This is a genomic window from Burkholderia sp. Ac-20345, assembly GCF_017104825.1.
Classification (GTDB): domain Bacteria; phylum Pseudomonadota; class Gammaproteobacteria; order Burkholderiales; family Burkholderiaceae; genus Burkholderia; species Burkholderia lata_B.
Genome location: NZ_JAAGPO010000179.1, coordinates 1 through 24,047, shown reverse-complemented (window position 1 = coordinate 24,047; position 24,047 = coordinate 1). Strand labels below are relative to the sequence as shown.

Here is a 24,047-nt window from a genome sequence, read left to right as displayed (position 1 = left end):
AGCGCGCGCGAGCCCGCACGGCGGCATCGCGCGCGAGTACGCGCGTTGCCTGTGCGACGCCTGCAGCGTCAACCATCCGGCCGTCGATGCGCAGCGCGCCGCGGCCGTTGGCTCGCGCATCGTCGTATGCGGCGAGCACTGCACGCGCGTCGCGCACCGCGTCGTCGTCGGGGCGGAACGCGCGGTTCAGCGCATCGACCTGCAGCGGATGGATGCAGGTGGCGCCCGCATAGCCGAGCGCCGCGGACGCGCGGGCGATGCGCTCGAACGCATCGAGGTCGCGCAGTTCGTCGAGACCGTCGATCAGGCCGAGCGGCAGGATGCCGGCCGCTCGCGCCGCGATGATCAGCAACTGCTTCGGCACGCGCAGGACGTCGGCGCCGGTGCCGCTTTCGCAGTTCAGCGCGAAGTCGCCGCCGCCGAGCATCATCGCGACGACGCGCGGCGATGCGCGTGCGATCCGGTCCATCGCCTGGAACGCGCGCGGCGTTTCGATGATCGCGACGATACGCGTGCCGCCGGGTGCGGCACCGGCTTCATCCTCGAGCGTGGCCAGCAGTTCGTCGATTGCCTCGACATGCGAGCCGCCGCGCACCTTCGGCAGCACGACGCCGTGCACGCCGGCCCGCACGGCCGCGCGCAGGTCCGGCACCAGCAGGTCGAGCGGGCCGTTGGCGCGTACCAGCACGTCGCGGCCGGTGGCGCGCAGCATCGGCACGGCGTCGGCGAGGCCGGCGCGGGCGTCGGGCTTGCAGGCGAACGGGACGCTGTCCTCGAGGTCGAGGATCAGCGCATCGGCTGCGCTGGTCGCGGCTTTCTCGACGAAACGGGGGACGTGGGCAGGGACGTAGAGGAGCGAGCGCCAGACCGGTTGGAAGGAAGAATCCATCATCGTTCTCATAAAATGAAAGTCACTTTTATTTTTGTGATCGATGGGCGCATTCGTCAAGATTATCGTTAACGCCTATATTTGCGAGGAATTGAAAGAAGATGAACGATCGAAGTCATTCGAATTCATGTTGATGTCATCGTCGCTCTGCGTATAATGAAAGTGACTTTCATTTTTTGATGACCTTGGGCGATGCGGATCGCACCGTCGCCCGACACAGCACGAGGCGGACATGAGCAAGGTGGAGACGAACAATCAGGCAGAAGGCGGCGTGGCCGCGGTCAATCGCGCGCTGACCGCGCTGCTGGCCTTCGCCGGCGCGCCCGGCGGGCTGATGCTCGCGCAGGTCAGCGACGCGACGGGGCTCAACATGAGCACGCTGCTGCGGATGTTCGAATCCCTCGAGCAGTTCCGCTTCATCAAGCGCCTGCCCGACGGGCGCTACGTGCTGGGTCCGGCCGTATTCCAGCTCGGCGTGATGTACCGCGAGTCGTTCCAGCTGCGCGAGCACGTGATGCCGATCCTGTCGACGCTGTCGGCGCAGACCGGCGAAACCGCCGCGTTCTACGTGCGCGAGGGCGACCAGCGCGTCTGCCTGTTCCGCATCCAGGCACAGCGCGCGGTGCGCACGCATCTGCGCGAAGGCGACCGTTTTCCGCTCGACGCCGGCGCGGCGGGGCGCGTGCTGCTCGCGTTTTCCGGCACGCGCGGCGGCGAGTACGAGAAGACGGCCGAACAGGGCTATACGGTGTCGATTGCCGAACGCGATCCGGAGAGCGCGGCGATCGCGTGCCCGGCGTTCGGTGTCGGCCGCGTGCTGAGCGGGGCGATCTCGCTCGGCGTGCCGCGCTATCGCTTCAACAAGAAAGTGCTGGCGGATTATCTGCCGCACGTGCAGGCCGCCGCCGCCGAGCTGACGCATGCGCTCGGCGGCGATCTGCCCTCCGCTGGCGCGCCGTTTCCCGCAGCCGACCAGCTTGGCGCGCTGCTCGAGTAGTGCAGGCGCGCGGCGCGCGCATCCCTGACCCAACGACCGACACCCACCAGGAGACAGTCATGTCCGTACCCGACACGCAGGCCGCCCGCGCGGCCGGCGCGCATCGTCGCGCGCCCACCGGCCCGATCCGTCCGAAATCGTTCGACGCAGGCGCGCTCGGACCGCTGTCCGGCGTGCGCGTGGTCGACCTGTCGCGCCTGATGGCCGGCAACATGCTGAGCGTGCAGCTCGCCGACTTCGGCGCGGACGTCGTGAAGGTCGAAAGCGAGCGGGGCGATACGCTGCGCGCGGTCGGCGCGGGTGGAATCAGCACGAACTGGAAGGTATACGGACGCAACAAGCGCAGCGTGTGCGTCGATTTGCGCACGCCGGAGGGCGTCGACATCGTGCGCCGGCTGGTGCGCGACGCGGACGTGTTCGTCGAGAGCTTCAAGCCGGGCGTCGCGGAGCGGATGGGGCTCGGCCCCGACGACCTGCTCGCGATCCGGCCGGAACTGGTGATCGCGCGGATCTCCGGCTGGGGGCAAACCGGCCCGTTTCGGCACAAGCCGGGCTTCGGCACGCTCGCCGAAGGCTATGCCGGCTTCGCGGCGATCAACGGGTTTGCCGATCGCGAGCCGGTACTTCCGCCGATGTTTCTTGCGGACATGACGGCCGGGATGTCCGGCGCGCTCGCCGTGCTGGTCGCGCTGCATGCGCGCGGGACGCAGCGTGCGGCGGGGCAGGTGATCGACGTGTCGCTGTTCGAGCCGCTGCTGTCGATCCTCGGGCCGGCCGCGGCGAACTACGTGATGACCGGCGAGATCAAGCCGCGCACCGGCAGCCGCTCGACGAACACCGCGCCGCGCAATGCGTATCGCACCCGTGACGGTAAATGGCTGTGCCTGTCGAGTTCGACGCAGGCGATGGCCGAGCGGTTGTTCCGCGCGATCGGCCGCGCTGACCTGATCGACGATCCGCGCTATGCCACCAACGTGCTGCGCGTGCGGCACGCGGAAGCGCTCGACGCGATCGTCGGCGAATTCATCGGGGCACGCGATCTCGACGTCAATCTCGCGTTCTTCGAGGAAGCGGGCGTGACGGCCGGGCCGATCCAGGACATCGCACAGATCGTCGCGGATCGCTACGTGATCGAGCGCGAGGCGCTGGTCGAACTGCCCGACGACGACGTCGGCAGCCTGCCGATGCACAACGTCACGCCGCGCCTGTCGGGTACGCCCGGCGCGTTCCGCCGGCCCGCGCCCACGCTCGGCGAACACAACCGCGAGATCCTGCAGCCGCTGCTGGGCGAGCACGAATACGCGCGGCTCGCCGCGCTGGGCGTGATCCATTCGCGGTAAGCGGGCCGCGCACCGACAGATACCGGATGCACCGGACATTGCATGGAGGAGACACCATGAATCCGCGTTGGACCCATCGACCCCACGGCTCGAACTGGGGCGATTTCGGCCCGGACGACCAGAAAGGGCGCCTGAACTGGCTGACGCCCGACGCCGTGCTGCGCGGCGTCGCGGAAGTACGCGAAGGCCGTGTTTTTTCGCTGAGCCTGCCGCTCGACGTGCCGCGCGGCGGCGGATTGAACGCGCGGCGGCGACCGCCCGCGATCATGCCGGCGCTGGTGGGCGACAAGCCGTACTTCGGCTATCGCGCGGACGAACAGGTTGCGAACGCAACCGACGTCGTGTGCGACGACGCGTTCTGCATGCATTCGCAGTTCTCGACGCAATGGGACGCGCTGTCGCACGTCGGCTCGCTGTTCGATCCGGCGGGTGATGGTGAAAGGACCCGCGTGTTCTACAACGGCTACCGGATGGACGAGCATATCCGTGTGCCGGAGGCCGGTGCGCCGGAAGGCGGCGCGCGGGCGCTCGGCATCGAGGTGATGGCACGGACAGGCGTGCAGGGGCGCGGCGTGATGGTCGACCTGCGCCGTCACTTCGGCGACGCGCGGCGCAAGGTCGGTTTCGACGACTGGATGGCGGTGCTGCGCGCGGATGGCGTGAGCGTCGAGCGCGGCGATATCGTGTGCGTGCATACGGGTTTCGCCGACCGTCTGCTGGAAGCGGCCGCGCGTGGCGAGACCGGTGCGCCGCACGCTTGCTGCGTGCTGGACGGCGCCGACGAGCGCCTGCTGAACTGGATCGACGCGTCGGGGCTCGCGGCGCTTGCGGCCGACAACCATGCGGTCGAGGAGCGCCCGCGCGATGCGCCGCCGCGCGCGCAGCCCGGCGCGCTGATGCCGCTGCACGAGCTGTGCCTGTTCAAGCTCGGCATCCATCTCGGCGAACTGTGGCACCTGACGCCGCTGGCGGACTGGTTGCACGAACATCGCCGCTGCCGCTTCCTGCTGACCGCGCCGCCGCTGCATCTGCGCGGGCTCGTCGGCTCGCCGGTCAATCCGGTCGCCACCGTGTGAATGCCCGCCGCGCGGCCTGCACCGCGCCATGACCGCCGTCCCGCGCGCCGCGCGGGCGACTACCGAGGACACGCCATGTCTGACTCCCTTGCGGCATCGCTTGCCGCGCGCATCGATCGCCTGCCCGCGACAGCCGGTATCTGGAAGCTTGTGCTGTTCCTGAGCATCGGCGGCTTTTTCGAGGTCTACGACCTGTTCCAGATGACTTATCTGCCGCCTGGGCTCATTCGCGACGGCATCTTTCACACCGGGGCACGCGGCGTGCTCGGCATGTCGGATCAGGGCGCGCTTGGCGCGGCGACGTTCATCGGATTGTTCGTCGGCGAAATGTTCGTGTCGCGTCTGGCGGACCGCTACGGGCGCCGCGCGCTGTTCACCGGTGCATTGCTGCTCTATACCGCGGCGAGCCTGATGATGTGCGTGCAGTCGAGCGCGCTCGGCGTGCTCGTGTGCCGCTTCGTCGCGGGCTGCGGCGTCGGCGCGGAGCTGATCACGATCGGCGCGTTCCTGACCGAGCTGGTGCCGAAGGCGGTACGCGGCCGGGCGTTCGCGGTCTGCTTCGCCGTCGGCTACCTGGCCATGCCGGTGCTCGCGCTGGTGTCGTGGCTCTGGGTGCCGCGCGCTCCGCTCGGCTGGTCCGGATGGCGCTGGGTCGTGCTGCTCGGCGGAAGCGGGGCGGTGGTCGTCTGGTGGCTGCAGTCACGCTTGCCGGAGTCGCCGCGCTGGCTCGTCGGCGCGGGCCGGGAAGCCGAGGCCGAACGCATCGTGCAGCAACTCGAACGCATGGTGGAGCGCGAATCCGGCCGGCCGCTGCCCGCGGTCCCGCTACCGGCCGCCGCCGTGCAACCCGCGCAGCGTGCGCCGTCGATGTGGGATGCGCGATACCGCGGCCGCACCGCGATGCTGATTGCGTTCAACGGATTCCTGAGCATCGGCTTCTTCGGCTTCAGCCAATGGCTGCCGACGCTGCTCGCCGCTCAGGGCGCAACCGTCGCGAAGAGTCTCGGCTATGCGTTCGTGATCGCGTTCGCCTATCCGGTGTCGCCGCTCGTCGCCGGTCTGGTCGCGGACCGGATCGAGCGCAAGTGGCTGATCGTCGCGTCGGCGTTCGGCGTCGCGCTGTTCGGCAGCGCGTTCGCGATGTCGGCGCAAGCGCCGTTCGTGATTGCGTTCGGCCTGCTCGTCACGCTGTCGAGCACGGTGCTCGCGAGCAACGGCACCGCGTACCAGTCGGAACTGTTTCCGACCGCGATCCGTGGGCGCGCGCTCGGCTTCGTGCATTCGATCGGCCGCCTGACCGGGGCCGTCAGCAGTTTCATCGTCGCGCTGCTGCTCGAGCGGGCGGGCGTGTCGGCGGTGTTCGCGCTGATCGGCGGCAGCATGCTGATCGTGATGCTGTCGATCGGTGCGTTCGGGCCGCGCACCAACAACCGGTCGCTCGACGATATCCCGGACGAGGAGGCCGACGCCGTCGTGGCGAAACGGCCGGCGCGCACGCTCGACGTGCTGCCGACGCGCCGTTCGTGACGGCGTGACGGCGGCTACGTGCTCATCGCAAGCGCGTTCGCGCCGACGTGCCATCGCAAACATTCGACGACGAGCGCGTGATTGCGAGCGTCGTCGAGCCCCGCGATCGTCATCGCGCCGACGATACCCGCCCCGGCAATCCGCAACGGCACGCCGCCGCCGTCGAGCGCATAGTCGTCATCCGACAGCCCCTGCGATTGCAGCGACCAGCCGGCGCGGCGAAAGCGCTCGCCGACCGCGAGCGAACTGAGGCCGAAGCGCAACACCGTGTTCTGCCGCCGCCGGATCGCGTCGCTGTCGCCGGCGTCGCTGCCGTCGAGTGCGCAGTAGAACAGCGGCGCCTGCTCGCCGACGATGCTCACCGCGATCGGCAGCCCGCGGCGCGAGGCAAGGTTGACAGCGATTTCACCCATCCGGCGAGCGACGGCCGCATCGAAGCGCGGCAGTGCCGGATTCGACGCGTCGTCGTCGAAGGGATGGGGGGCGAAGCGAAAGAGGGTCGTCACCATGGCGGCTCCGTGGCGTCGCCGGCTCTGGGTGCGCGTGCCGGGCGTCGCATCGTCACGGGCCGCGCGCGGGCCCGTCTTTCCATCAGCGCTTCGGCGCGTCGAGCATCCACTCGTGCGCGGGATCGTTCTTGAACGCCCACGCACGGCTCGGCCCGGCCATCACGTTCAGGTAGTACAGGTTGTAGCCGTGCGGCGCGACGACCGGATGGTAGCCGCGCGGCACCATCACGACGTCGTGGTCCTCGACCGCGCATGCTTCGTCGAGGCTGCGGTCGTCCGTGTACACGCGCTGGAACGCGAAACCCTGCGGCGGATCGATCCGGTGGTAATAGGTTTCCTCGAGCGACGTTTCTTCAGGCGCCGCGTCGCGGTCGTGCTTGTGCGGCGGATAGCTGCTCGAATGGCTGGCCGGCGTGACGACCTCGACCACGAGCAGCCGGTCGGCCGCCGGGTTGTCGCCCATCAGGATGTCGCACACGTAGCGCGTATTGGTGCCTTGCCCGCGTACCGAGCGGCGCATCCGTTCGCCGTCGAGGCGTTGCACGGGCTTGTCGCCGCTCGCGTATGGCGCGGTGCACAGCGCGATTTCCGCATCGCGTGTCGCGACCAGCGTGACCGTCTTGCCGCCCGGCACGTACAGCGCGTCCGGCGACACGTCCTCGAATACGCTGTCGCGCTTGCCGAGCGCATCGTAGGTTGTTCCGTCGATGTCCGCGCGCACCGTGCCCGTGAGCACGACGACGCACAGCTCGCGCGCGCCGGTGTCGAGCGTTTCGGTGTCGCCGGCCTTCAGGCGCAGCGCACGGAAACCGACGTGCTTCCAGCCGGCCGACTCGGGCGTGACGTTGCAGATTTCGCGGTCGGCAGAGGCTTTGACCAGCAGGGGAGAAATCGTCATGGGGTGGGGCTCCGCAACAGGGTGGGGCTCATGCGTTCACGCGCTTACGCGCTCAACCGGTCGACGATCGCGCGCAGCGATTCGTAGCCTTTCTTCGCATACGCATAGCTCGGCGCGACGGCCGGATCCTGCTCGGCCTCGACGACGAGCCAGCCTTCGTAGCCGGCGTCCTTCAGCGTGTGCAGCGTCGCCTCGTAGTCGAGCGCGCCGTCGCCCGGCACCGTGAAGGTGCCGTTGATCACGCCGTTCAGGAAGCTCCAGCCGTCGTTGCGCGCCTGCGTGACGACCTGCGGCCGCACGTCCTTGCAATGCACGTGGACCACGCGCGACACATGCTTCTTCAGCAGCGTCACCGGGTTGGCCGCGCCGCCGAAATACGCATGGCCGGTATCGAACAGCAGGAAGACTTTCGCCGGGTCGGTCAGCGCCATCAGCCGGTCGACGTCGTCGGGCGACTCGACGTACGCGCCCATGTGATGATGGTAGGCGAGCTTGATGCCGTACGTGTCGAGCAGGCGCGCGCCGAACGCGTCGAGGCGTGCCGCATAGCGCCGCCAGGCGTCGTCGTCGACGAAGCGCGGCCGCTTCGCGACCGGCGTGTCGATGTTGCCCTGGATCGTGCCCGCGCATTCGCCGTAGACCACCACCTTCACGTCGTTGTACTGCAGCTTCGTCATGTGCGCGCGGCAGCGCTCGATTTCTGCGGCGACCGCCTCGGCGTCGCTCATGCCCGGCTCGACTTCGGCGAGGAAACCCGAATACCAGCCCGACACGCACACGAGCCCGAACTCGGCGAGCTTCGCCTTCAGCTCGGGGCCCGTCTTCGGAAACTTGTTGCCGAGCTCGAAGCCCGCGTAGCCGATCTCGGCGCCTTCCTTCAATGCCGTTTCGAGCGGCGTCTCGCCGCCGAGCGACGGCAGGTCGTCGTTCATCCATGACAGGGGATTGATACCGATGCGGACGTTCCAGCTCATGGCCTGCTTCCTTGGTTCGAATGTGTTTTTTGCGGGGAGGGTTCGTGGGCAGTGCGCGCCATCAGCGCCGCTGCCGGGTCTTCGCATCGAGATACGCGCGGTGCGCTGCGTCGACGCCGGTGCGTTCGGACACCTGCGGCACCGCGACTTCCCACCATGCGCCGCCGTCGTCGGTCGTGCGCCGGTGCGTGGTGTCGATCACGAGCACCTGGCTCTTCTTCGCGGCGCGGGCACGCTTCATTTCGCTGCGCAGCTCGCCGATGTCGCGCACGTGCACGGCTTCGGCGCCCATCGCGCGCGCATGCATCGCGAAATCGATCGTCGATCGCTCGCCGCCCTCCGGCACGCAGTCGTCGAGCATGTTGTTGAAGCTCGCGCCGCCGCAGTTCAGTTGCAGCCGCTCGATGCAGCCGTAGCCGCGGTTGTCGAGGATCACGACGATCAGCTTGCGGCCGAGCATCACGGACGTCGCGAGTTCCGCGTTGAGCATCATGTACGAGCCGTCGCCGACGATCACGATCACTTCGCGCTCGGGCCGCGCGAGCTTCGCGCCGAGGCCGCCCGCGACCTCGTAGCCCATGCACGAATACGCATAGTCCATGTGGTAGTTGCCCGGCACGCCGCTGCGCCACAGCTTGTGCAACTCGGCCGGCAGCGTGCCGGCCGCGCACACGACGAGGTCGTCGCGCGCGCTGTCGAGTCCCGCGTCGGTTGCGGAATCGCGTACCGCGCCGATCACTTCCGCGTCGTACGGGAGCGTGTCTTTCGGCACGCGCGTCGTGAGTTCGGTCACGCGTGCATTCCAAGCGGCGGCCTGGTCGCGGCTGCCTGCGGTCCAGGCCGGATCGGCGTGCCAGCCTGCCAGAGCGGCCGACAACTGGCCGAGGCCCGTGCGCGCATCGGCCACCAGTTGATGTCCGCGTTTCTTGCCCGCGTCGAACGGCTGCACGTTCAGGCTCAATAGCGTCGCATTGCCATAGAGCGCGTGCGAGCCGGTCGTGAAGTCCTGCAGCCGCGTGCCGACCGCGAACACCACGTCGGCTTGCGCGGCCGCGCGGTTCGCGGCGGGCGAGCCCGTCACGCCGATCGACCCGAGATTCAGCGGATGGTCCCACGCGAGGCTGCCCTTGCCGGCCTGCGATTCGGCGACCGGCACGCCATGCGTATCGGCGAACGCGCGCAGCGCGTCCCATGCCTGGCTGTACAGCACGCCGCCGCCCGCGACGATCAGCGGCTTCTTCGCGGCCTTCAGCACGTCGAGCGCATCGGCGAGTTCGAGCGCGTCGGCGGGCGGCCGGCGCATCCGGATCACCGGCGGCGCGAAGAAATCCTCGGGCCAGTCGTACGCGAAGGTCTGCACGTCCTGCGGCAGCGCGAGGCACACGGGGCCGCACTGCGCGGGATCGGTCATCACCTGGATCGCGCGCGGCAGCGCGACGAGCAGCTGCTCGGGCGACGTGATCCGGTCGAAGTAGCGCGTCACCGGCCGGAAGCAGTCGTTCGCGCTGACGTCGCCTTGCTCGAAATCCTCGACCTGCTGCAGCACGGGGTCGGGCAGACGCGACACGAACACATCGCCGGGCAACAGCAGCAGCGGCAGCCGGCCGACGTGCGCGAGCGCGGCCGACGTCAGCATGTTGGTCGCGCCGGGGCCGATGCTCGACGTCGCGGCCATCATCCGCTGGCGGAAATTCGCTTTCGCGAACGCGACGGCCGCATTGGCCATCCCTTGCTCGTTGTGGGCGCGAAAGGTCGGCAGCCGGTCCTTTTCCGCGTGCAGCGCCTCGCCGAGCCCGGCCACGTTGCCGTGACCGAAGATCGCGAACACGCCGCCGCAGTACGGCAGGATCTCGGTGCGGCCGTCGGGCTGGACGACTTCGGCGCGCAGGGCGGCCAGGTAGCGCACGAGTGCCTGGCTGACGGTCAGTCTTACGGTAGAGGTCATGTCGGTCGGTGAAGAGAGATCGGGTGGGTCATCGCGGGCGTCGCGTCAGGCCGCGGCGGCGCGGGCGGCCGCGGCACGGCGGCCGAGCCACGCATCGACCAGCTGCGCGAAGTTGCCGGCGACTTCGTCGATCAGCGCCTGGTCGTCGATCCGGCCGGCGAACCAGTTCAGCGATGCATCGGCCCACAGCGTGCGCCCGACCATGAAGCCCTTGACGATCGGGTTGGTCGCCGAGCGGAAGCTGTCGACGAGGTATTGCAGCGGCTGGTTCAGCCCGAGGATCACCGCGCCACGGCAGTGCGGGTCGCGCTCGGCGATCAGCGCGGCGAGCCGCGCCCAGCCGTCGGCGCTCAGCGGCGTGAGCTTCCACCATTCGGGCATCACGCCGAGGTTGTAGAAGCGCGCGATCGTGCGCAGCACCGCATCGTCCTCGGTGCCGGCCGGCGTGACCGCGCGCGGCGGAATCATTTCCAGCAGCAGCTCGTTGCCGCTGGCGCGCGTGGCTTCCCACAGTTCCAGCACGCGCTGCTCCTGTTCGACGCGCAGGTCGACCTGGTCGTCGGGGTGATAGTGAACCAGGCACTTCACGACCTGTTCGGTCGGCCAGTGCGTGAGCGACGAGCCCACCGAGCGCGTTTCGTCGAAACGCAGCGGCCGCGAGCCCGGCAGCTCGACCGGGCGGCCGACCCACCAGCCGCGTCCGGTGGCTGACGCAAGCGCGTCGCTGCCGTAGCCGCCGCCGTCGATCAGCACGCCGACGTGGCCTTCGAGATGGCGATCGCGCTCGACCTGTTCGACCGCGCGCACGAGCAGGCGCTTCAGCGTCTTGATCCGCGCTTCGTCCGCGCCGGCCTGCACCGCGAGTTCGTAGAACTGGCTGCGATGGTCGAACGCCATCACGCACAGCTCGTTCCATTCGCGGCGCGGCACCGTCACGCGATGCAGGTGCGCGAGCGTGCGGTCGGCGTCGACCACCGGATTGCGGCTGCCGTCGAACCAGTGCGCGAGTTCGGCCGGCGTCGGCATCGCGGCCGAGCACGCGTGACGCGACACGACGATCGCGCCGCACGCGTTCGCGATGCGCGTCGATTCGGCCCAGTCGCGGCCGCGCAGCAGCCCCGACAGCAGGCCCGACAGGAACGCGTCGCCCGCGCCGAGCACGTTGAGCACCTCGACGCGTTCGCCGAGGTAGGTCGGTGCATCGTCCATGCGGGCGGGAATGTCGCCTTCGATCACGCAGCAGCCGAGCGCGCCGCGCTTGACGACCAGCGTCGCATTCGTGATCTTGCGCACCGCCTGCAACGAGCCGATCACGTCGTGCGGCACGCCGCCCGCGATCAGGAATTCCTCCTCGGTGCCGACCAGCAGGTCGAATTCGCCGAGCACCTGCTGCAGCTGCCGCGTCACCTGCGCGTCCGGCACGTAGCGGTTTTCGCCCGCGCCGCGCGCGGTCAGTCCCCACAGCACGGGCCGGTAGTCGATGTCGAGGATCCGCACGACGCCATGGCGGCGTGCATAACCGAGCGCGGTCAGCGACGCCTCGCGCGTGCCCGGCGTCGACAGGTGCGTGCCGGTGATCGCCAGCGCGCGGCAGCCCGCGATGAAGTCTTCGCTGATCTCGTCGGCGCGCACGGCCATGTCCGCACAGTTCTCGCGCACGAACAGCAGCGGGAACGTGTCGCGATCCTTCAGCCCGAGCAGCACCAGCGCGGTGAGGCGCTCGCGGTCGGTCTGCAGCTGGCTCGTGTCGCAGCCTTCGCGCTCGAGCGTTTCACGCAGGAAGCGGCCCATCTGCTCGTCGCCGACGCGCGAGATCATCGCGGTCTTCAGCCCGAGCCGGGCCACGCCGAACGCGACGTTGCCGGACGAGCCGCCGAGATACATCTGGAAGCTGCGCGCGTCCTCCAGGCGGCTGCCGTACTGCTGCGCATAGAGATCCACGGCCACGCGGCCGAGGCAGGCGAGATCGATGGGGCGGTCACTCGGAAAGTTCAGCAGGCTCATATCACGTGTCACGCTCGCGGCCGGCGTTCGGCGATGCCGGCAGATTAGGGGACCGATCCATCGGTGGCGATCCGCAACGTGTACTGCACGACGCGGGACTGCCTGCCGCAAGGAATCGGGCTACGGAACGGAGTCTAGACTTTTTGGAAATCCAGTTCCCTAGGTGAAATCACGTAGAAATAAATTTCCAAATTTTCGAGGAAGTGATCTACAGTTTCATCCGGATGCTTCAGTCCGTATCGGACTCGGCCCGGCGGCGCGCAACGCGCCGTCTTCCGCCCCCCGGAGATGAGGAGACAGATTGATCATGAAGACCAAGCTGATGGCCGTCGCGGCCGCCGCGATCCTGGCTGCGCCGCTCGCGCATGCCGAGAAGATCGGCGTGACGATGGCGTCGTTCGACGACACGTTCCTGACCATCCTGCGCAACAGCATCGCCGATTCGGCGAAGAAGGACGGCGCGACGGTACAGATCGAGGACGGCGGCAACGACGTCGGCAAGCAGTTGAGCCAGGTCCAGAACATGATTGCGCAGAAGGTCGACGCGATCATCGTGAACGCGGTCGATACCGACGCGACGCCGAAGATCACCAAGATGGTGACGGCGGCCAAGATTCCGCTTGTTTACGTGAACCGCAAGCCGGTCGATTTCGACAAGCTGCCAACCGGCGTCGCGGTCGTCGCGTCCGACGAGAAGCAGTCGGGCACGCTGCAGGCGCGCCAGGTGTGCAAGCTGCTCGGCGGCAAGGGCGACCTGCTCGTGCTGATGGGCGAGCTGTCCAACGAATCGGCGCGCGCCCGCACCAAGGACATCGAGGACGTGATCGCGACGAAGGATTGCGCGGGCATGAAGATCGTCGACAAGCGCGAAGGCAAGTGGAGCCGCACGCAGGGCCAGGACATCACGATGAACTGGCTGAGCTCCGGCACGAAGTTCGACGCGATCGTGTCGAACAACGACGAGATGGCGATCGGCGCGATCAACGCGCTGAAGGCCGCGCGCAAGCTGACGCCGAAGACGATCGTCGCCGGCATCGACGCGACGCCTGACGGCCTCGCATCGATGAAGAGCGGCGAGCTGAAGGTGTCGGTGTACCAGAACGCAGCCGGGCAGGGGCAGCAGGCCGTCGCGGCCGCGCTCAAGCTCGCGAAGAAACAGCCCGTCGACCGCTACGTGAACGTGCCGTTCGAGCTCGTGACGCCCGAGAACATGAACCAGTACGCGAAGCATTGACCGGTGATCCGTTGAACTGCGCGGGCCCGGCATGCCCGGGTTCGCGCGCGACTTGTCGAGGAACGTCCATGTTTACAGCCAGAGTCGCGCGCCCGATGGCCGGCGGCGATGCGCCGGCCGCTTCATCCGGCTCGACCGGCTCGTCGGCCCCGCCGGCTTCTTCCGCGGCCGACTGCGTGCTCGAGGTGCGCGGCGTCGGCAAGTCCTTTCCCGGCGTCGTTGCGCTCGACGGCGTGCAGTTCCGTGTGCGTCGCGGCACCGTCCATGCACTGATGGGCGAGAACGGCGCGGGCAAGTCGACGCTGATGAAGATCATCGCCGGCGTCTATACGCCCGACCAGGGCGAGATCCTGATCAACGGCGAGCCCGTCGTGCTGAACGGCCCGCTCGATGCGCTCGACCGCGGCATCGCGATGATCCACCAGGAACTCAACCTGATGCCGTACATGACGGTCGCGGAGAACATCTGGATCCGCCGCGAACCGAAGAACCGTTTCGGCCTGATCGATCACGCGGCGCTGCGCCGCCAGACGGCCGAGCTGTTCGAGCGGCTGTCGATCGACATCGATCCGGAAACCGACGTGCGCACGCTGACGGTCGCGAGCCGCCAGATGGTCGAGATCGCGAAGGCCGTGTCGTTCGACTCCGACGTGCTGATCATGGACGAGCCGACCTCGGCGCTGACCGACAAGGAAGTCACGCACCTGTTCCGGATCATTCGCCAGTTGCGCGAGCAGGGCAAGGGCATCGTCTACATCACGCACAAGATGAACGAGCTGTTCGAGATCGCCGACGAGTTCTCGGTGTTCCGCGACGGCAAGTACATCGGCACGCATGCATCGAGCGACGTCACGCGCGACGACATCATCCGCATGATGGTCGGGCGCGAGATCACGCAGATGTTCCCGAAGGAAGAGGTGCCGATCGGCGACGTCGTGCTGTCGGTGAAGAACCTCGGCGTCGACGGCGTGTTCCGCGACGTGAGTTTCGAACTGCGCGCGGGCGAGATCCTCGGCGTGGCCGGCCTCGTCGGCTCGGGGCGTTCGAACGTTGCCGAGGCGCTGTTCGGCGTCGTGCCGGCCACGTCGGGCGAGATCCGGATCGACGGCAAGCCGGTGCGCATCACGACGCCCGCGCAGGCGATGAAGTACGGGATGGCCTTCCTCACCGAGGACCGCAAGGACACCGGCTGCTTCCTGAATCTCGACCTGCTGGCGAACATGGAAGCCGCGGTGCTCAGCAACCGCTACGTGAAGTTCAATTTCGTGCGGCAGGCGCAGCTGAAGCGCGACTGCGAGGAAATGAGCCGGATGCTGCGCGTGAAGTCGCCCGGGCTGCACGAGGAGATCCAGAACCTGTCGGGCGGCAACCAGCAGAAGGTGCTGATCGGCCGCTGGCTGCTCACGCAGCCGCGCATCCTGATCCTCGACGAACCGACGCGCGGCATCGACGTCGGCGCGAAGGCCGAGATTCACCGGCTCGTCAGCGCGCTCGCCGGCAAGGGCGTCGCGGTGCTGATGATCTCGTCGGAAATGCCGGAAGTGCTGGGAATGAGCGATCGCGTGATGGTGATGCACGAAGGGCGCATGACCGGCATCGTCGATCGCAAGGACGCCGACCAGGTCCGCATCATGGATCTCGCGTCGCGCTGAGCCGAAACAAGATTGGAGACAAGGAAATGGGCAACATGAACCCGGTCGCGGATGCGCAGACCATGACCCTCAAGACGCGGCACACGAAGTGGCCGCCCGAGCTGAGCATCTTCCTCGTGCTCGTCGGCATCAGCCTGTTCTTCGAGATCGTCGGCTGGATCGTCGTCGGCCAGAGCTTCCTGTTCAACACCGAGCGGCTCGAGATCATCGTGCTGCAGATGGCCGTGATCGGCATCATCGCGGTCGGTGTGAACCTCGTGATCATCACCAGCGGGATCGACCTGTCATCAGGCTCGGTCGTGGCCGCCGCGGCGGTCGTCTCGGCCAGTCTCGCGCAGGTGTCCGACTTCCCGCGCGCGGTGTTTCCGCACCTGACCGACCTGCCGATCATCTGGCCCGTGCTGGCCGGCGTGTGCGTCGGGCTGCTGGTCGGCCTGCTGAACGGCTCGCTGATCGCGATGACGGGCATTCCGCCGTTCATCGCGACGCTCGGCACGATGGTGGCCGCGCGCGGCTTCGCGAAGTGGTTCACGAACGGGATGCCGGTGTCGATGCTGACCGACCCGTTCGCGGCCATCGGCGCGGGCGCCAATCCGGTGATCATCTTTCTCGTGATCGCCGCGATCTTCCACGTCGTGCTGCGCTACACGCGCTTCGGCAAGTACACGTATGCGATCGGCGCGAACCGTCATGCGGCCGTCGTGTCGGGCATCAACGTCACGCGCCACCTGATCTTCGTCTACGCGATCGCGGGCCTCCTGAGCGGGATCGCCGGCACCGTGACGGCCGCGCGTGCGATCTCGGGCCAGTCGGGCATGGGCGTGATGTACGAGCTCGATGCGATCGCGGCGGTCGTGATCGGCGGCACGTCGCTGTCGGGTGGCCTCGGCCGCGTGACGGGCACCGTGATCGGCGTGCTGATCCTCGGCGTGATGACGTCGGGTTTCACGTTCATCCGCATCGACGCGTATTACCAGGAGATGGTCAAGGGCGCGATCATCGTCGCGGCGGTGATCGCCGACCAGTACCGCAACAAGAAGAAGCGCCGCTGACCCGCCATGCATCGCCGGGCGAGGGCGGCACGTGCCGCCGCCTTCGACCGGAACCCGCCACCGTCGAGGACATTCGATGAAGATCGCGCTGGACCCCTACATGATTCGCCACCTGCCGCTCGACCGCCTGCCGCACGCGGTGGCCGAGCTCGGCTACGACCAGATCGAGCTGTCGCCGCGCAGCGACTTTCTCGACTGGTGGGTGATGCCCCGCGCGACCCGCGAGCGGATGGCCGCATTCCGTCAGGCCATGCGCGCGAGCGGCGTCGGCCTCGCGTCGCTGCAGCCGATGTACCGCTGGGCGAGCCCGTTCGAGGACGAGCGGCAATGGGCGGTGCGCTGCTGGAAGAAGGCGATCGAGGTGGCGGTCGAGATGGAGTGCGCGCTGATGGTGTCGGAGTTCGGGCGCGGCGCGTCGCCCGAGCGCTCGGTTGGCGAACGGCCGGGCGCGAACCCTCAGGCGCTATGCGAAGCCGCGTGGTTCCGGTCGATGGACGAGCTGCTGCCGATCCTCGAGCGCGAACGCATCGTGCTGTCGGTCGAGCCGCATCCGGAGGACTGGATCGAGCAGCTGCAGCCCGCGATCGACATCGTCACGAATATCGGCTCGCCGTCGCTGAAGCTGTCGTACATCGCGCCGCACACGTTCTACTACGGCGACGACATGGCCGCGATGATCGCGCAGGCCGCGCCGATCCTCGCACACGTGCGCGTGGCCGACACCTTCGACCACCGCAAGAGCAGCCAGCTGCGCTACATCGTGAACCCGCCGGGTTCGAACCAGATCCGCGTGCACCAGCATCTCGACATCGGGCAGGGCGAGATCGACTGGGACGTGTTCTTTCGCGCGCTCGGCGCGGCAGGCTTCGACGGCGTGATGTCGTCGTGCGTGTTCGCGTGGGAGGACCGTGCGGAAGCGTCGTCGCGCTACATGCGCGACATGATCCAACGCTACGTCGATCGTCATTTCGATCGCACGGCGCGCTGACGGATGGCTGACCGGTGCGGCGCGTGCCGCACCGCCAATGAACGACTGGAGACTCTTAGATGACCTTGCAAATCGGCGTGATCGGCTGCGGTGCGATCGGCCAGGACCATATTCGCAGACTGACCCGTACGCTGTCCGGCGCGCGTGTCGTGGCAGTCAACGACATCGATCCGCAGCAGGCGCGCGACGCGGTGACGAAGTACGGGCTCGACGCCGAGATCTACGGCGACGGCCACGAGGTGGTCGCGGCCGCCGATGTGCAGGCCGTGCTCGTCACGTCGTGGGGGCCGACGCACGAAGCGTTCGTGCTCGATGCGATCGCGCACGGCAAGCCCGTGTTTTGCGAGAAGCCGCTCGCGGTCACGGCCGAAGGCTGCATGCGGATCGTCGAGACCGAAGTCGCGCACGGCAAGCGGCTCGTGCAGGTCGGCTTCATGCGTCCGTACGACGAAGGCTATCGCGCGCTGAAGCGCGTGATCGACAGCGGCGAGATCGGCGCGCCGCTGATGCTGCATTGCGCGCACCGCAACCAGTCGGTCGGCGAGCGCTACACGACCGACATGGCGATCACCGACACGCTGATCCACGAGCTCGACGTGCTGCGCTGGCTGCTCGGTGAGGACTACGTGAGCACCCAGGTCGTCTATCCGAAGAAGACGCGCCACGCGTCCTCGCATCTCGCCGATCCGCAGATCGTGCTGCTGGAAACCGCGAGCGGCGTGCGCATCGACGTCGAGATCTTCGTGAACTGCCAGTACGGCTATGACATCCAGTGCGAGGTGGTGGGCGAGCAGGGCATCGCGAAGCTGCCCGATCCGCCGGCCGTGGGGCTCAAGCATGCGGCGCGGCAGTCGGTCGAGATCATGACCGACTGGAAGGAGCGCTTCATCGCGTCGTACGACGTCGAGCTGCAGGCGTTCATCGACGGCGTACGCGCGAACGCGCTCACCGGGCCGTCTGCATGGGACGGCTACGCGGCGGCGGTCGCGGCCGACGCCTGCGTGCGTGCGCAAAAGAGCGGGGCGGTCGAGCCGATCGCGATGGCCGAACGCCCTGCGTTCTATCGCGGCTGAACCGCAGCCGCTTATCTGCCGGACCGATCGACATGACGATGAAGATGGGTTGCGCACCGTGCTGCTGGGGTGTCGACGACGTGAAGAACCCGCACCTGCCGCCGTGGCGGCAGGTGCTCGCCGAGGCTGCCGAGGCCGGCTACTCGGGCATCGAGCTCGGGCCATACGGCTACATCCCGCTCGAGCTCGACGTGGTGAGCGCGGAGCTCGAGCGGCAGCGCCTGAGCATCACCGCCGGCACGATCTTCGACGATCTCGTAGCGCCGGAGAACCTGGCGAACCTGCTGCGCCAGACGCGCGACATCTGCGCGCTGATCACGCGGTTGCCGAAGCTGCCGACGCAGGACGGCCAGCGCCATGCGGCGCCGTACCTCGTCGTGATGGACTGGGGCCACGAGGAACGCGACTACGCGGCGGGCCATGGCGATCGCGCGCCGCGGCTGTCGGACGAAAGCTGGTCGACGATGGTCGAGCACATCCGGCAGATCGCGACGATCGCGCGCGACGAATTCGGCGTGCGCACGGTGATCCATCCGCATGCGGGCGGCTACATCGAGTTCGCGGACGAGATCGACCGGATCGTCGCCGACATTCCGGCCGACACGGCCGGCCTTTGTCTCGACACGGGCCACCTGTACTACTCGGGCATGGATCCGGAAGCGTGGCTGCGCCGTCACGCGGCGCGCCTCGACTACGTGCATTTCAAGGACATCGACGCGGCCGTGTACGACGCGGTGATGGGCGAGCACATCGCGTTCTTCGCCGCGTGCGCGCGCGGCGTGATGTGCCCGATCGGCACCGGCGTGCTCGACTACCGGGCGATCCGGCACGCGCTCGACGACATCGGCTACGCCGGCTACATCACGATCGAGCAGGAGCGCGACCCGCGCAATGCCGGCACGAGCCTGCGCGACGTCGCCGCGAGCCGCGCGTTTCTCGCGTCGGCCGGCTTCGCATGATCCACCGCACCACGCACACCCTGAACACGGACCAGGAACACCACCATCATGATTGACGGACAGATTCTGCTTGGACATTCGATTCGCTGGGGCATGGTCGGCGGCGGGCTCGGCAGCCAGATCGGCTACAGCCACCGGTCGGCCGCGCTGCGCGACGGCAGCTTCCAGCTGGTCGCCGGCGCGTTCGACATCGATCCCGAACGCGGCCGCCAGTTCGGCGTGAAGCTCGGCGTTGCCGCGGAACGCTGCTATCCCGACTACGCGACGATGTTCGATGCCGAGGCCCGCCGCCCGGACGGCATTCGCGCGGTGTCGATCGCGACGCCGAACAACACGCACTTCGAGATCTGCCGCGCCGCGCTGAACGCGGGGCTGCACGTGGTCTGCGAGAAGCCGCTGTGCTTCACGACCGAGGAGGCCGAAGCGCTGCAGCGGCTGTCGGTCGAGAAGAACCTGATCGTCGGCGTCGCGTACGGCTATTCCGGACACCAGATGATCGAGCAGGCGCGCGAGATGATCGCGCGCGGCGATCTCGGCGAGATCCGCATCGTGCAGATGCAGTTTGCGCACGGGTTCCACAGCGAGGGCGTCGAGGCCGCGAGTGCGGCCGCGCGCTGGCGCGTCGACCCGAAGTTCGCGGGCCCGAGCTATGTGCTCGGCGACATCGGCACGCATCCGCTGTACATCTCCGAAGTGATGGCGCCCGAGCTGAAGATCCGTCGGCTGATGTGTTCGCGGCAGAGCTTCGTGAAGAGCCGCGCGCCGCTGGAAGACAACGCGTTCACGATCATGGAATACGACACGGGCGCGGTCGGCTACGTGTGGTCGAGCGCGGTGAACGCGGGCTCGATGCATAGCCAGAAGGTGCGCGTGATCGGCTCGAAGGCGAGCGTCGAGTGGTGGGACGAGCACCCGAACCAGTTGCGCTACGAAGTGCAGGGGCAGCCGGCGCAGGTGCTCGATCGCGGGATGGGTTACCTGCATCCGCACGCATTGCGCGAAGATCGCATCGGCGCCGGGCATCCGGAAGGGCTGTTCGAGGCCTGGTCGAATCTCTATGCGCGCTTCGCGCTCGCAATGGATGCGGCCGATCGCGGCGACGCCGAGGCATTGAAGAACATCCGCTATCCGGACGTCCATGCGGGCGTGGAAGGCGTGCGCTGGGTCGAGAACTGCGTGCGCTCCGCCGATGCGGGCGGCGTGTGGGTCGACTATCGTTGAACCGGCGGCACGGGCCGGCCGGGGCGCGGGGCGGGCGGTTTCGCGCCGGTTCCCACCGATGGCCGGCTTGGTAGACGCCCTAATCTTTACGACGCCGCGAGAGCGTTGGACAATCGCTTCCAGTATCGCCGTGGAGCGTAGGCAAGTGATGATCGAGCGCGTGGGAGCGAGCACGCGGCGCGGGCCGCGCCGCAAACGTGATTAAATTCGCCCTTCATGCATGTATCCAGGTGAGCCCCGGGCCGCGTCAGTCAACATCGCGCGCATGCCGGGGCCGTCAACTTCGCGCTATCCGATGAGTTCATCCGAGAAACCTCCCGCCACCGTCGAGCAGTTCCTGCAGCATCTGACGCAGGAGTACGACGGCCTCAGCAATCGCCTGAAGGTGATTGCGCGCCACGTGGAAACGCATCGGGACCAGCTTGGCCTGGAAGGCATCCAGTCGCTCGCGGAGGCGTGCGGCGTCCAGCCGTCGGCCGTCGTGCGCTTCGCGAAGCATTTCGGCTTCTCCGGCTTCTCCGAGATGCAGCGGCTGTTCCGCGAAGGGATCGCGCAGCAGATCGCGCCGGGCCGCGCGTACAACCTGCGGCTGCGCGACGTGATCGAATCGGGCTCGTCGAGCCTGCAGCCCGAGCAGATCGCCGACGAATTCATCAAGGGCAGCATCGCCGGGATGCAGCAGCTGCGGCAGACGCTCGATTCGCAGGCGCTCGCGCAGGCCGTCGACCTGCTCGCCGACACGCAGGCGATCTGGATCGCGGGCTCGCGGCGCGCGTTTCCGATTGCCGTGTACCTCGACTATGCGCTGCAGCACACCGACAAGCGCATCGGGCTGTTCAGCGCGCTCGGCAGCATGCATCTCGGGCAGATCCGCTCGGTGCGCGAGGGCGACGTGATGATCGTCATCTCGTTCATGCCGTATGCGGAGGAAACCGTGCAGGTCGCGCAGCAGGCCGTGCAGCGCGGCGCGCGGCTGATTGCGATCACCGACAGCCGGATGAGCCCGCTGGCGCGGGAGGCCGAGGTGACGCTGATGGTGCAGGACAGCGCGACGTTCGGTTTCCGTGCGCTGACGGCCACGATGGGCCTCGCGCAGAGCCTGTTCGTCGCGCTCGCGTACCGGCTCGAACTGTCGTACCTGCCGACCGCCGACGGCGCGCACGGCACGCAGGCCGGCTGACGCGTCCGGCCGGCGCACCGCCCGCTTAACTGATCGGCGGGCGGCGTGCCGTCAGGCGGTTACTTCGCGGTCGGCATCGCGAATTCGGCACCCTTGCCGATGCTCGACGACCAGCGCTGCATCACCGACTTCTGGCGTGTGTAGAAGCGCACGCCTTCCTCGCCGTATGCATGCATGTCGCCGAACAGGCTCTTCTTCCAGCCGCCGAAGCCGTGCCATGCCATCGGCACCGGAATCGGCACGTTGATGCCGACCATGCCGACCTGGATGCGCCGCGCGAACTCGCGCGCGATGCCGCCGTCGCTCGTGAAGCACGACACGCCGTTGCCGAATTCATGCGCGTTGATCAGGTCGACCGCTTCGCCGAAATCCTTCACGCGCACGCAGCCGAGCACGGGCCCGAAGATTTCTTCCTTGTAGATCCGCATGTCGGGCGTCACGTGGTCGAACAGCGTGCCGCCGGTGAAGAAGCCTGCCTCGCGGCCCGGCACGCGCAGCCCGCGGCCGTCGACCACCAGTTGTGCGCCTTCGTTCACGCCTTGCTCGATATAGCCTTCGATGCGCTTCAATGCATCTCCGGTGACGATCGGGCCCATCTCGACTTCCGGCGACATGCCGTCACCGATCACCAGCTTGCGTGCACGCTCGGCCACCAGCGGCACGATCTGGTCCGCGACGTCGCCTACCAGCACCGCGACGCTGATCGCCATGCAGCGTTCGCCGGCCGAGCCGTACGCGGCGCCGATCAGCGCGTCGACGGCCTGCTCGAGGTTCGCGTCGGGCATCACGACGAGGTGGTTCTTCGCGCCGCCGAGCGCCTGCACGCGCTTGCCCGACTGCACCGCACGCTGCTGCACGTAGGCCGCGATCGGCGTGGAACCGACGAAGCTGACGGCCTGCACGTCCGGGTGGTCGAGCAGCGCGTCGACCGCACCCTTGTCGCCCTGCACGACGTTGAACACGCCGGCCGGCAGCCCGGCCTGCGTGAGCAGGTCGGCGATGAACAAGGCCGCCGACGGGTCGCGCTCGCTCGGCTTCAGCACGAACGTGTTGCCCGTCGCGATCGCGACCGGGAACATCCAGCACGGCACCATGCACGGGAAGTTGAACGGCGTGATGCCCGCGACGACGCCGAGCGGCTGGCGCATCGTCCAGTTGTCGATGCCGGTGCTGACCTGGTCGGTGAAGTCGCCCTTCAGCAGCTGCGGCACGCCGCATGCGAATTCGATGATGTCGATGCCGCGCGCGACTTCGCCCTGCGCGTCGGAAAACACCTTGCCGTGCTCGGCCGTGATGATCGCCGCGAGCGCGTCGCGGTGCTCGTTCATCAGTTGCAGGAAACGGTGCAGCACGCGTGCGCGGCGGATCGGCGGCGTCGCGGCCCAGGCCGGGAACGCGGCATGGGCCGATGCGACGGCCTGCTGCACTTCGCTGTCGTCGGCGAGCGCCACGCGGCGCACCGCGCGGCCGAGCGCGGGATTGAGAACGTCCTGGAAGCGGCCGCTGCGGCCGGCGACGGGCGCGCCGTCGACATAGTGGCCGACGTCGGCGTCGGAGGTGTACGCGGGAACCGGATTCATCGTGTCTCCTGGGGATCGGGTGGGGTGGACAGCACCAAGTCTAGGCAAACGCGCCGGGCGGGAGAAGGCCGCGCAGCTTGATTCACTGTTCAGAATTCTGAATAATCAATGGATGAATCAGCAAAATGTCCAGGCGCTCTGGCCGCATATCCATTCGCTGACGGTGCTGGCCGCGGCGGGCAGTTTCACGGCCGCCGCGCAGCGGCTCGGCATCAGCAAGGCCGCGATGAGCCAGCGCATCGCCGATCTCGAAAAGGCGGCCGGCGTGCCGCTCGTGCGTCGCACGACGCGCAGCGTGCGGCTCACCGACGCGGGCCAGACGCTCGTCGACAGCACGCGCGACGCGTTCGAGTCGATCGGGCAGCACTTCGCGCGCGTGAAGGACCTGGCCGGCGAGCCGCGCGGCCTGCTGCGCCTGACGGTGCCGGTCGCGCTCGGGCGCCAGCAGGTCGTGCCGCACCTGCCCGATTTCCTGCGGCAGCATCCGGGCGTGCAGATCGAGCTCGACCTGTCGGACCGGCTGCATTCGCTGACGCAGGAGGGCTTCGACCTCGCGATCCGCCATACGACCACCGCGCCGCAGACCCATGTCGCATGGAAGCTGTGCGACACGCGCTCGCTGCTCGTCGCGAGCCGCGACTACCTCGACGCGCGCGGCGCGCCGCGGCACCCGAGCGAGCTCGTCGAGCACAGCTGCCTGTGCTACCTGCGCGACAACGAGCCGGCCGCATGGAGCTTCGAGCCGCACGGCCGGCGGCGTGAGCGTGTGAGCGTGCCGGTGCGCGGCAGCTTTGCGGCGAACAACAGCGAGGCGATGCGCGAGGCGGCGCTCGGCGGGCTCGGCATTGCGCTGCTGCCGGATTTCAGTGCGCAGCGCGATCTCGACGCCGGCCGGCTCGTCGCGCTGCTCGACGGCTGGCGGCCGTCGGGCGCGTTCGGCGACCACATA

20 protein-coding genes are annotated in these 24,047 nt (G+C 68.1%); 13 read left to right on the top strand and 7 right to left on the bottom strand.

Going from position 1 to position 24,047, the window contains the following annotated elements; genetic code table 11:
- Positions 1-889, bottom strand: an 889-nt coding sequence (locus G3O06_RS37440) for a CoA ester lyase (RefSeq protein ID WP_205819148.1), incomplete at its 3' end; no start/stop codon positions are given.
- A gap of 232 nt (positions 890-1,121) precedes the next feature.
- Here G3O06_RS37440 and G3O06_RS37435 point away from each other — a divergent pair.
- From G3O06_RS37435 to G3O06_RS37420, 4 genes are all read left to right on the top strand, one after another.
- Entirely contained in the window at positions 1,122-1,886 is a 765-nt protein-coding gene (locus G3O06_RS37435) for an IclR family transcriptional regulator (protein ID WP_174972565.1), read from the top strand.
- A gap of 59 nt (positions 1,887-1,945) precedes the next feature.
- Positions 1,946-3,226, top strand: a complete 1,281-nt coding sequence (locus G3O06_RS37430; protein ID WP_174972567.1) for a CoA transferase — start codon at positions 1,946-1,948, stop codon at positions 3,224-3,226.
- Positions 3,227-3,282: 56 nt separating this feature from the next.
- Complete coding sequence (locus tag G3O06_RS37425; RefSeq protein WP_205819147.1) at positions 3,283-4,302, top strand: cyclase family protein; 1,020 nt, start codon at positions 3,283-3,285, stop codon at positions 4,300-4,302.
- Positions 4,303-4,377: 75 nt separating this feature from the next.
- The gene (locus G3O06_RS37420) at positions 4,378-5,829 is read left to right on the top strand and encodes an MFS transporter (protein WP_205819146.1); all 1,452 of its coding nucleotides are present in this window, start codon (positions 4,378-4,380) and stop codon (positions 5,827-5,829) included.
- Between the two features lie 14 nt (positions 5,830-5,843).
- Here G3O06_RS37420 and G3O06_RS37415 read toward each other — a convergent pair whose 3' ends face one another.
- The 5 genes from G3O06_RS37415 to iolC form a co-directional block, all read right to left on the bottom strand.
- On the bottom strand, positions 5,844-6,338 hold the full coding sequence (locus G3O06_RS37415; RefSeq protein WP_205819145.1) for a heme-degrading domain-containing protein: 495 nt from the start codon (positions 6,336-6,338) through the stop codon (positions 5,844-5,846).
- A gap of 82 nt (positions 6,339-6,420) precedes the next feature.
- On the bottom strand, positions 6,421-7,236 hold the full coding sequence (gene iolB, locus G3O06_RS37410) for a 5-deoxy-glucuronate isomerase (RefSeq protein WP_174934580.1): 816 nt from the start codon (positions 7,234-7,236) through the stop codon (positions 6,421-6,423).
- Between the two features lie 44 nt (positions 7,237-7,280).
- Positions 7,281-8,210, bottom strand: a complete 930-nt coding sequence (gene iolE / locus G3O06_RS37405) for a myo-inosose-2 dehydratase (protein ID WP_205819144.1) — start codon at positions 8,208-8,210, stop codon at positions 7,281-7,283.
- A gap of 61 nt (positions 8,211-8,271) precedes the next feature.
- Positions 8,272-10,155, bottom strand: coding sequence for a 3D-(3,5/4)-trihydroxycyclohexane-1,2-dione acylhydrolase (decyclizing) (gene iolD / locus G3O06_RS37400; protein WP_205819143.1), 1,884 nt, complete (start codon positions 10,153-10,155; stop codon positions 8,272-8,274).
- A 45-nt stretch (positions 10,156-10,200) separates the two neighbouring features.
- Positions 10,201-12,159 carry a 5-dehydro-2-deoxygluconokinase gene (iolC, locus tag G3O06_RS37395; RefSeq protein ID WP_205819142.1) on the bottom strand — a complete coding sequence of 653 codons (1,959 nt, stop codon included), beginning with the start codon at positions 12,157-12,159 and terminating at the stop codon, positions 10,201-10,203.
- A 307-nt stretch (positions 12,160-12,466) separates the two neighbouring features.
- Here iolC and G3O06_RS37390 point away from each other — a divergent pair, with 307 nt between their 5' ends.
- The 8 genes from G3O06_RS37390 (at position 12,467) to G3O06_RS37355 (ending at position 21,518) form a co-directional block, all read left to right on the top strand.
- Positions 12,467-13,393, top strand: a complete 927-nt coding sequence (locus G3O06_RS37390; protein ID WP_174972579.1) for a sugar ABC transporter substrate-binding protein — start codon at positions 12,467-12,469, stop codon at positions 13,391-13,393.
- Positions 13,394-13,461: 68 nt separating this feature from the next.
- On the top strand, positions 13,462-15,045 hold the full coding sequence (locus G3O06_RS37385) for a sugar ABC transporter ATP-binding protein (RefSeq protein ID WP_174912805.1): 1,584 nt from the start codon (positions 13,462-13,464) through the stop codon (positions 15,043-15,045).
- A 26-nt stretch (positions 15,046-15,071) separates the two neighbouring features.
- A complete protein-coding gene (locus G3O06_RS37380) occupies positions 15,072-16,097 on the top strand; it encodes an ABC transporter permease (protein WP_174912802.1) in 1,026 nt (341 codons plus the stop codon).
- Between the two features lie 76 nt (positions 16,098-16,173).
- Positions 16,174-17,085 carry a sugar phosphate isomerase/epimerase gene (locus G3O06_RS37375; protein ID WP_205819141.1) on the top strand — a complete coding sequence of 304 codons (912 nt, stop codon included), beginning with the start codon at positions 16,174-16,176 and terminating at the stop codon, positions 17,083-17,085.
- Positions 17,086-17,144: 59 nt separating this feature from the next.
- A complete protein-coding gene (locus G3O06_RS37370) occupies positions 17,145-18,158 on the top strand; it encodes a Gfo/Idh/MocA family oxidoreductase (protein WP_205819140.1) in 1,014 nt (337 codons plus the stop codon).
- A gap of 32 nt (positions 18,159-18,190) precedes the next feature.
- Positions 18,191-19,117: a TIM barrel protein gene (locus G3O06_RS37365; RefSeq protein WP_205819139.1), complete on the top strand. Its 927-nt coding sequence runs from the start codon at positions 18,191-18,193 to the stop codon at positions 19,115-19,117.
- A 48-nt stretch (positions 19,118-19,165) separates the two neighbouring features.
- Positions 19,166-20,338: a Gfo/Idh/MocA family oxidoreductase gene (locus G3O06_RS37360; protein WP_174997144.1), complete on the top strand. Its 1,173-nt coding sequence runs from the start codon at positions 19,166-19,168 to the stop codon at positions 20,336-20,338.
- Between the two features lie 295 nt (positions 20,339-20,633).
- Positions 20,634-21,518 carry a MurR/RpiR family transcriptional regulator gene (locus G3O06_RS37355; protein ID WP_174912786.1) on the top strand — a complete coding sequence of 295 codons (885 nt, stop codon included), beginning with the start codon at positions 20,634-20,636 and terminating at the stop codon, positions 21,516-21,518.
- Between the two features lie 59 nt (positions 21,519-21,577).
- On the opposite strand, the gene G3O06_RS37350 is transcribed toward G3O06_RS37355, so the two are convergent.
- On the bottom strand, positions 21,578-23,098 hold the full coding sequence (locus G3O06_RS37350; protein ID WP_174912783.1) for a CoA-acylating methylmalonate-semialdehyde dehydrogenase: 1,521 nt from the start codon (positions 23,096-23,098) through the stop codon (positions 21,578-21,580).
- A gap of 112 nt (positions 23,099-23,210) precedes the next feature.
- On the opposite strand from G3O06_RS37350, the gene G3O06_RS37345 reads away from it, so the two are divergent.
- Positions 23,211-24,047 (top strand): LysR family transcriptional regulator (locus G3O06_RS37345; RefSeq protein ID WP_205819138.1); only part of this gene is annotated, 837 nt, incomplete at its 3' end.

Coding starts and splice junctions, on each gene's coding strand:
- iolE (WP_205819144.1), bottom strand. CDS start 8,210: ATGAGCTGGAACGTCCGCATCGGTATCAATCCCCTGTCATGGATGAAC.
- G3O06_RS37360 (WP_174997144.1), top strand. CDS start 19,166: ATGATTGACGGACAGATTCTGCTTGGACATTCGATTCGCTGGGGCATG.
- G3O06_RS37415 (WP_205819145.1), bottom strand. CDS start 6,338: ATGGTGACGACCCTCTTTCGCTTCGCCCCCCATCCCTTCGACGACGAC.
- G3O06_RS37355 (WP_174912786.1), top strand. CDS start 20,634: ATGAGTTCATCCGAGAAACCTCCCGCCACCGTCGAGCAGTTCCTGCAG.
- G3O06_RS37350 (WP_174912783.1), bottom strand. CDS start 23,098: ATGAATCCGGTTCCCGCGTACACCTCCGACGCCGACGTCGGCCACTAT.
- G3O06_RS37375 (WP_205819141.1), top strand. CDS start 16,174: ATGAAGATCGCGCTGGACCCCTACATGATTCGCCACCTGCCGCTCGAC.
- G3O06_RS37425 (WP_205819147.1), top strand. CDS start 3,283: ATGAATCCGCGTTGGACCCATCGACCCCACGGCTCGAACTGGGGCGAT.
- G3O06_RS37430 (WP_174972567.1), top strand. CDS start 1,946: ATGTCCGTACCCGACACGCAGGCCGCCCGCGCGGCCGGCGCGCATCGT.
- G3O06_RS37420 (WP_205819146.1), top strand. CDS start 4,378: ATGTCTGACTCCCTTGCGGCATCGCTTGCCGCGCGCATCGATCGCCTG.
- G3O06_RS37385 (WP_174912805.1), top strand. CDS start 13,462: ATGTTTACAGCCAGAGTCGCGCGCCCGATGGCCGGCGGCGATGCGCCG.
- G3O06_RS37435 (WP_174972565.1), top strand. CDS start 1,122: ATGAGCAAGGTGGAGACGAACAATCAGGCAGAAGGCGGCGTGGCCGCG.
- G3O06_RS37390 (WP_174972579.1), top strand. CDS start 12,467: ATGAAGACCAAGCTGATGGCCGTCGCGGCCGCCGCGATCCTGGCTGCG.
- iolC (WP_205819142.1), bottom strand. CDS start 12,159: ATGAGCCTGCTGAACTTTCCGAGTGACCGCCCCATCGATCTCGCCTGC.
- iolB (WP_174934580.1), bottom strand. CDS start 7,236: ATGACGATTTCTCCCCTGCTGGTCAAAGCCTCTGCCGACCGCGAAATC.
- G3O06_RS37365 (WP_205819139.1), top strand. CDS start 18,191: ATGACGATGAAGATGGGTTGCGCACCGTGCTGCTGGGGTGTCGACGAC.
- G3O06_RS37380 (WP_174912802.1), top strand. CDS start 15,072: ATGGGCAACATGAACCCGGTCGCGGATGCGCAGACCATGACCCTCAAG.
- G3O06_RS37370 (WP_205819140.1), top strand. CDS start 17,145: ATGACCTTGCAAATCGGCGTGATCGGCTGCGGTGCGATCGGCCAGGAC.
- iolD (WP_205819143.1), bottom strand. CDS start 10,155: ATGACCTCTACCGTAAGACTGACCGTCAGCCAGGCACTCGTGCGCTAC.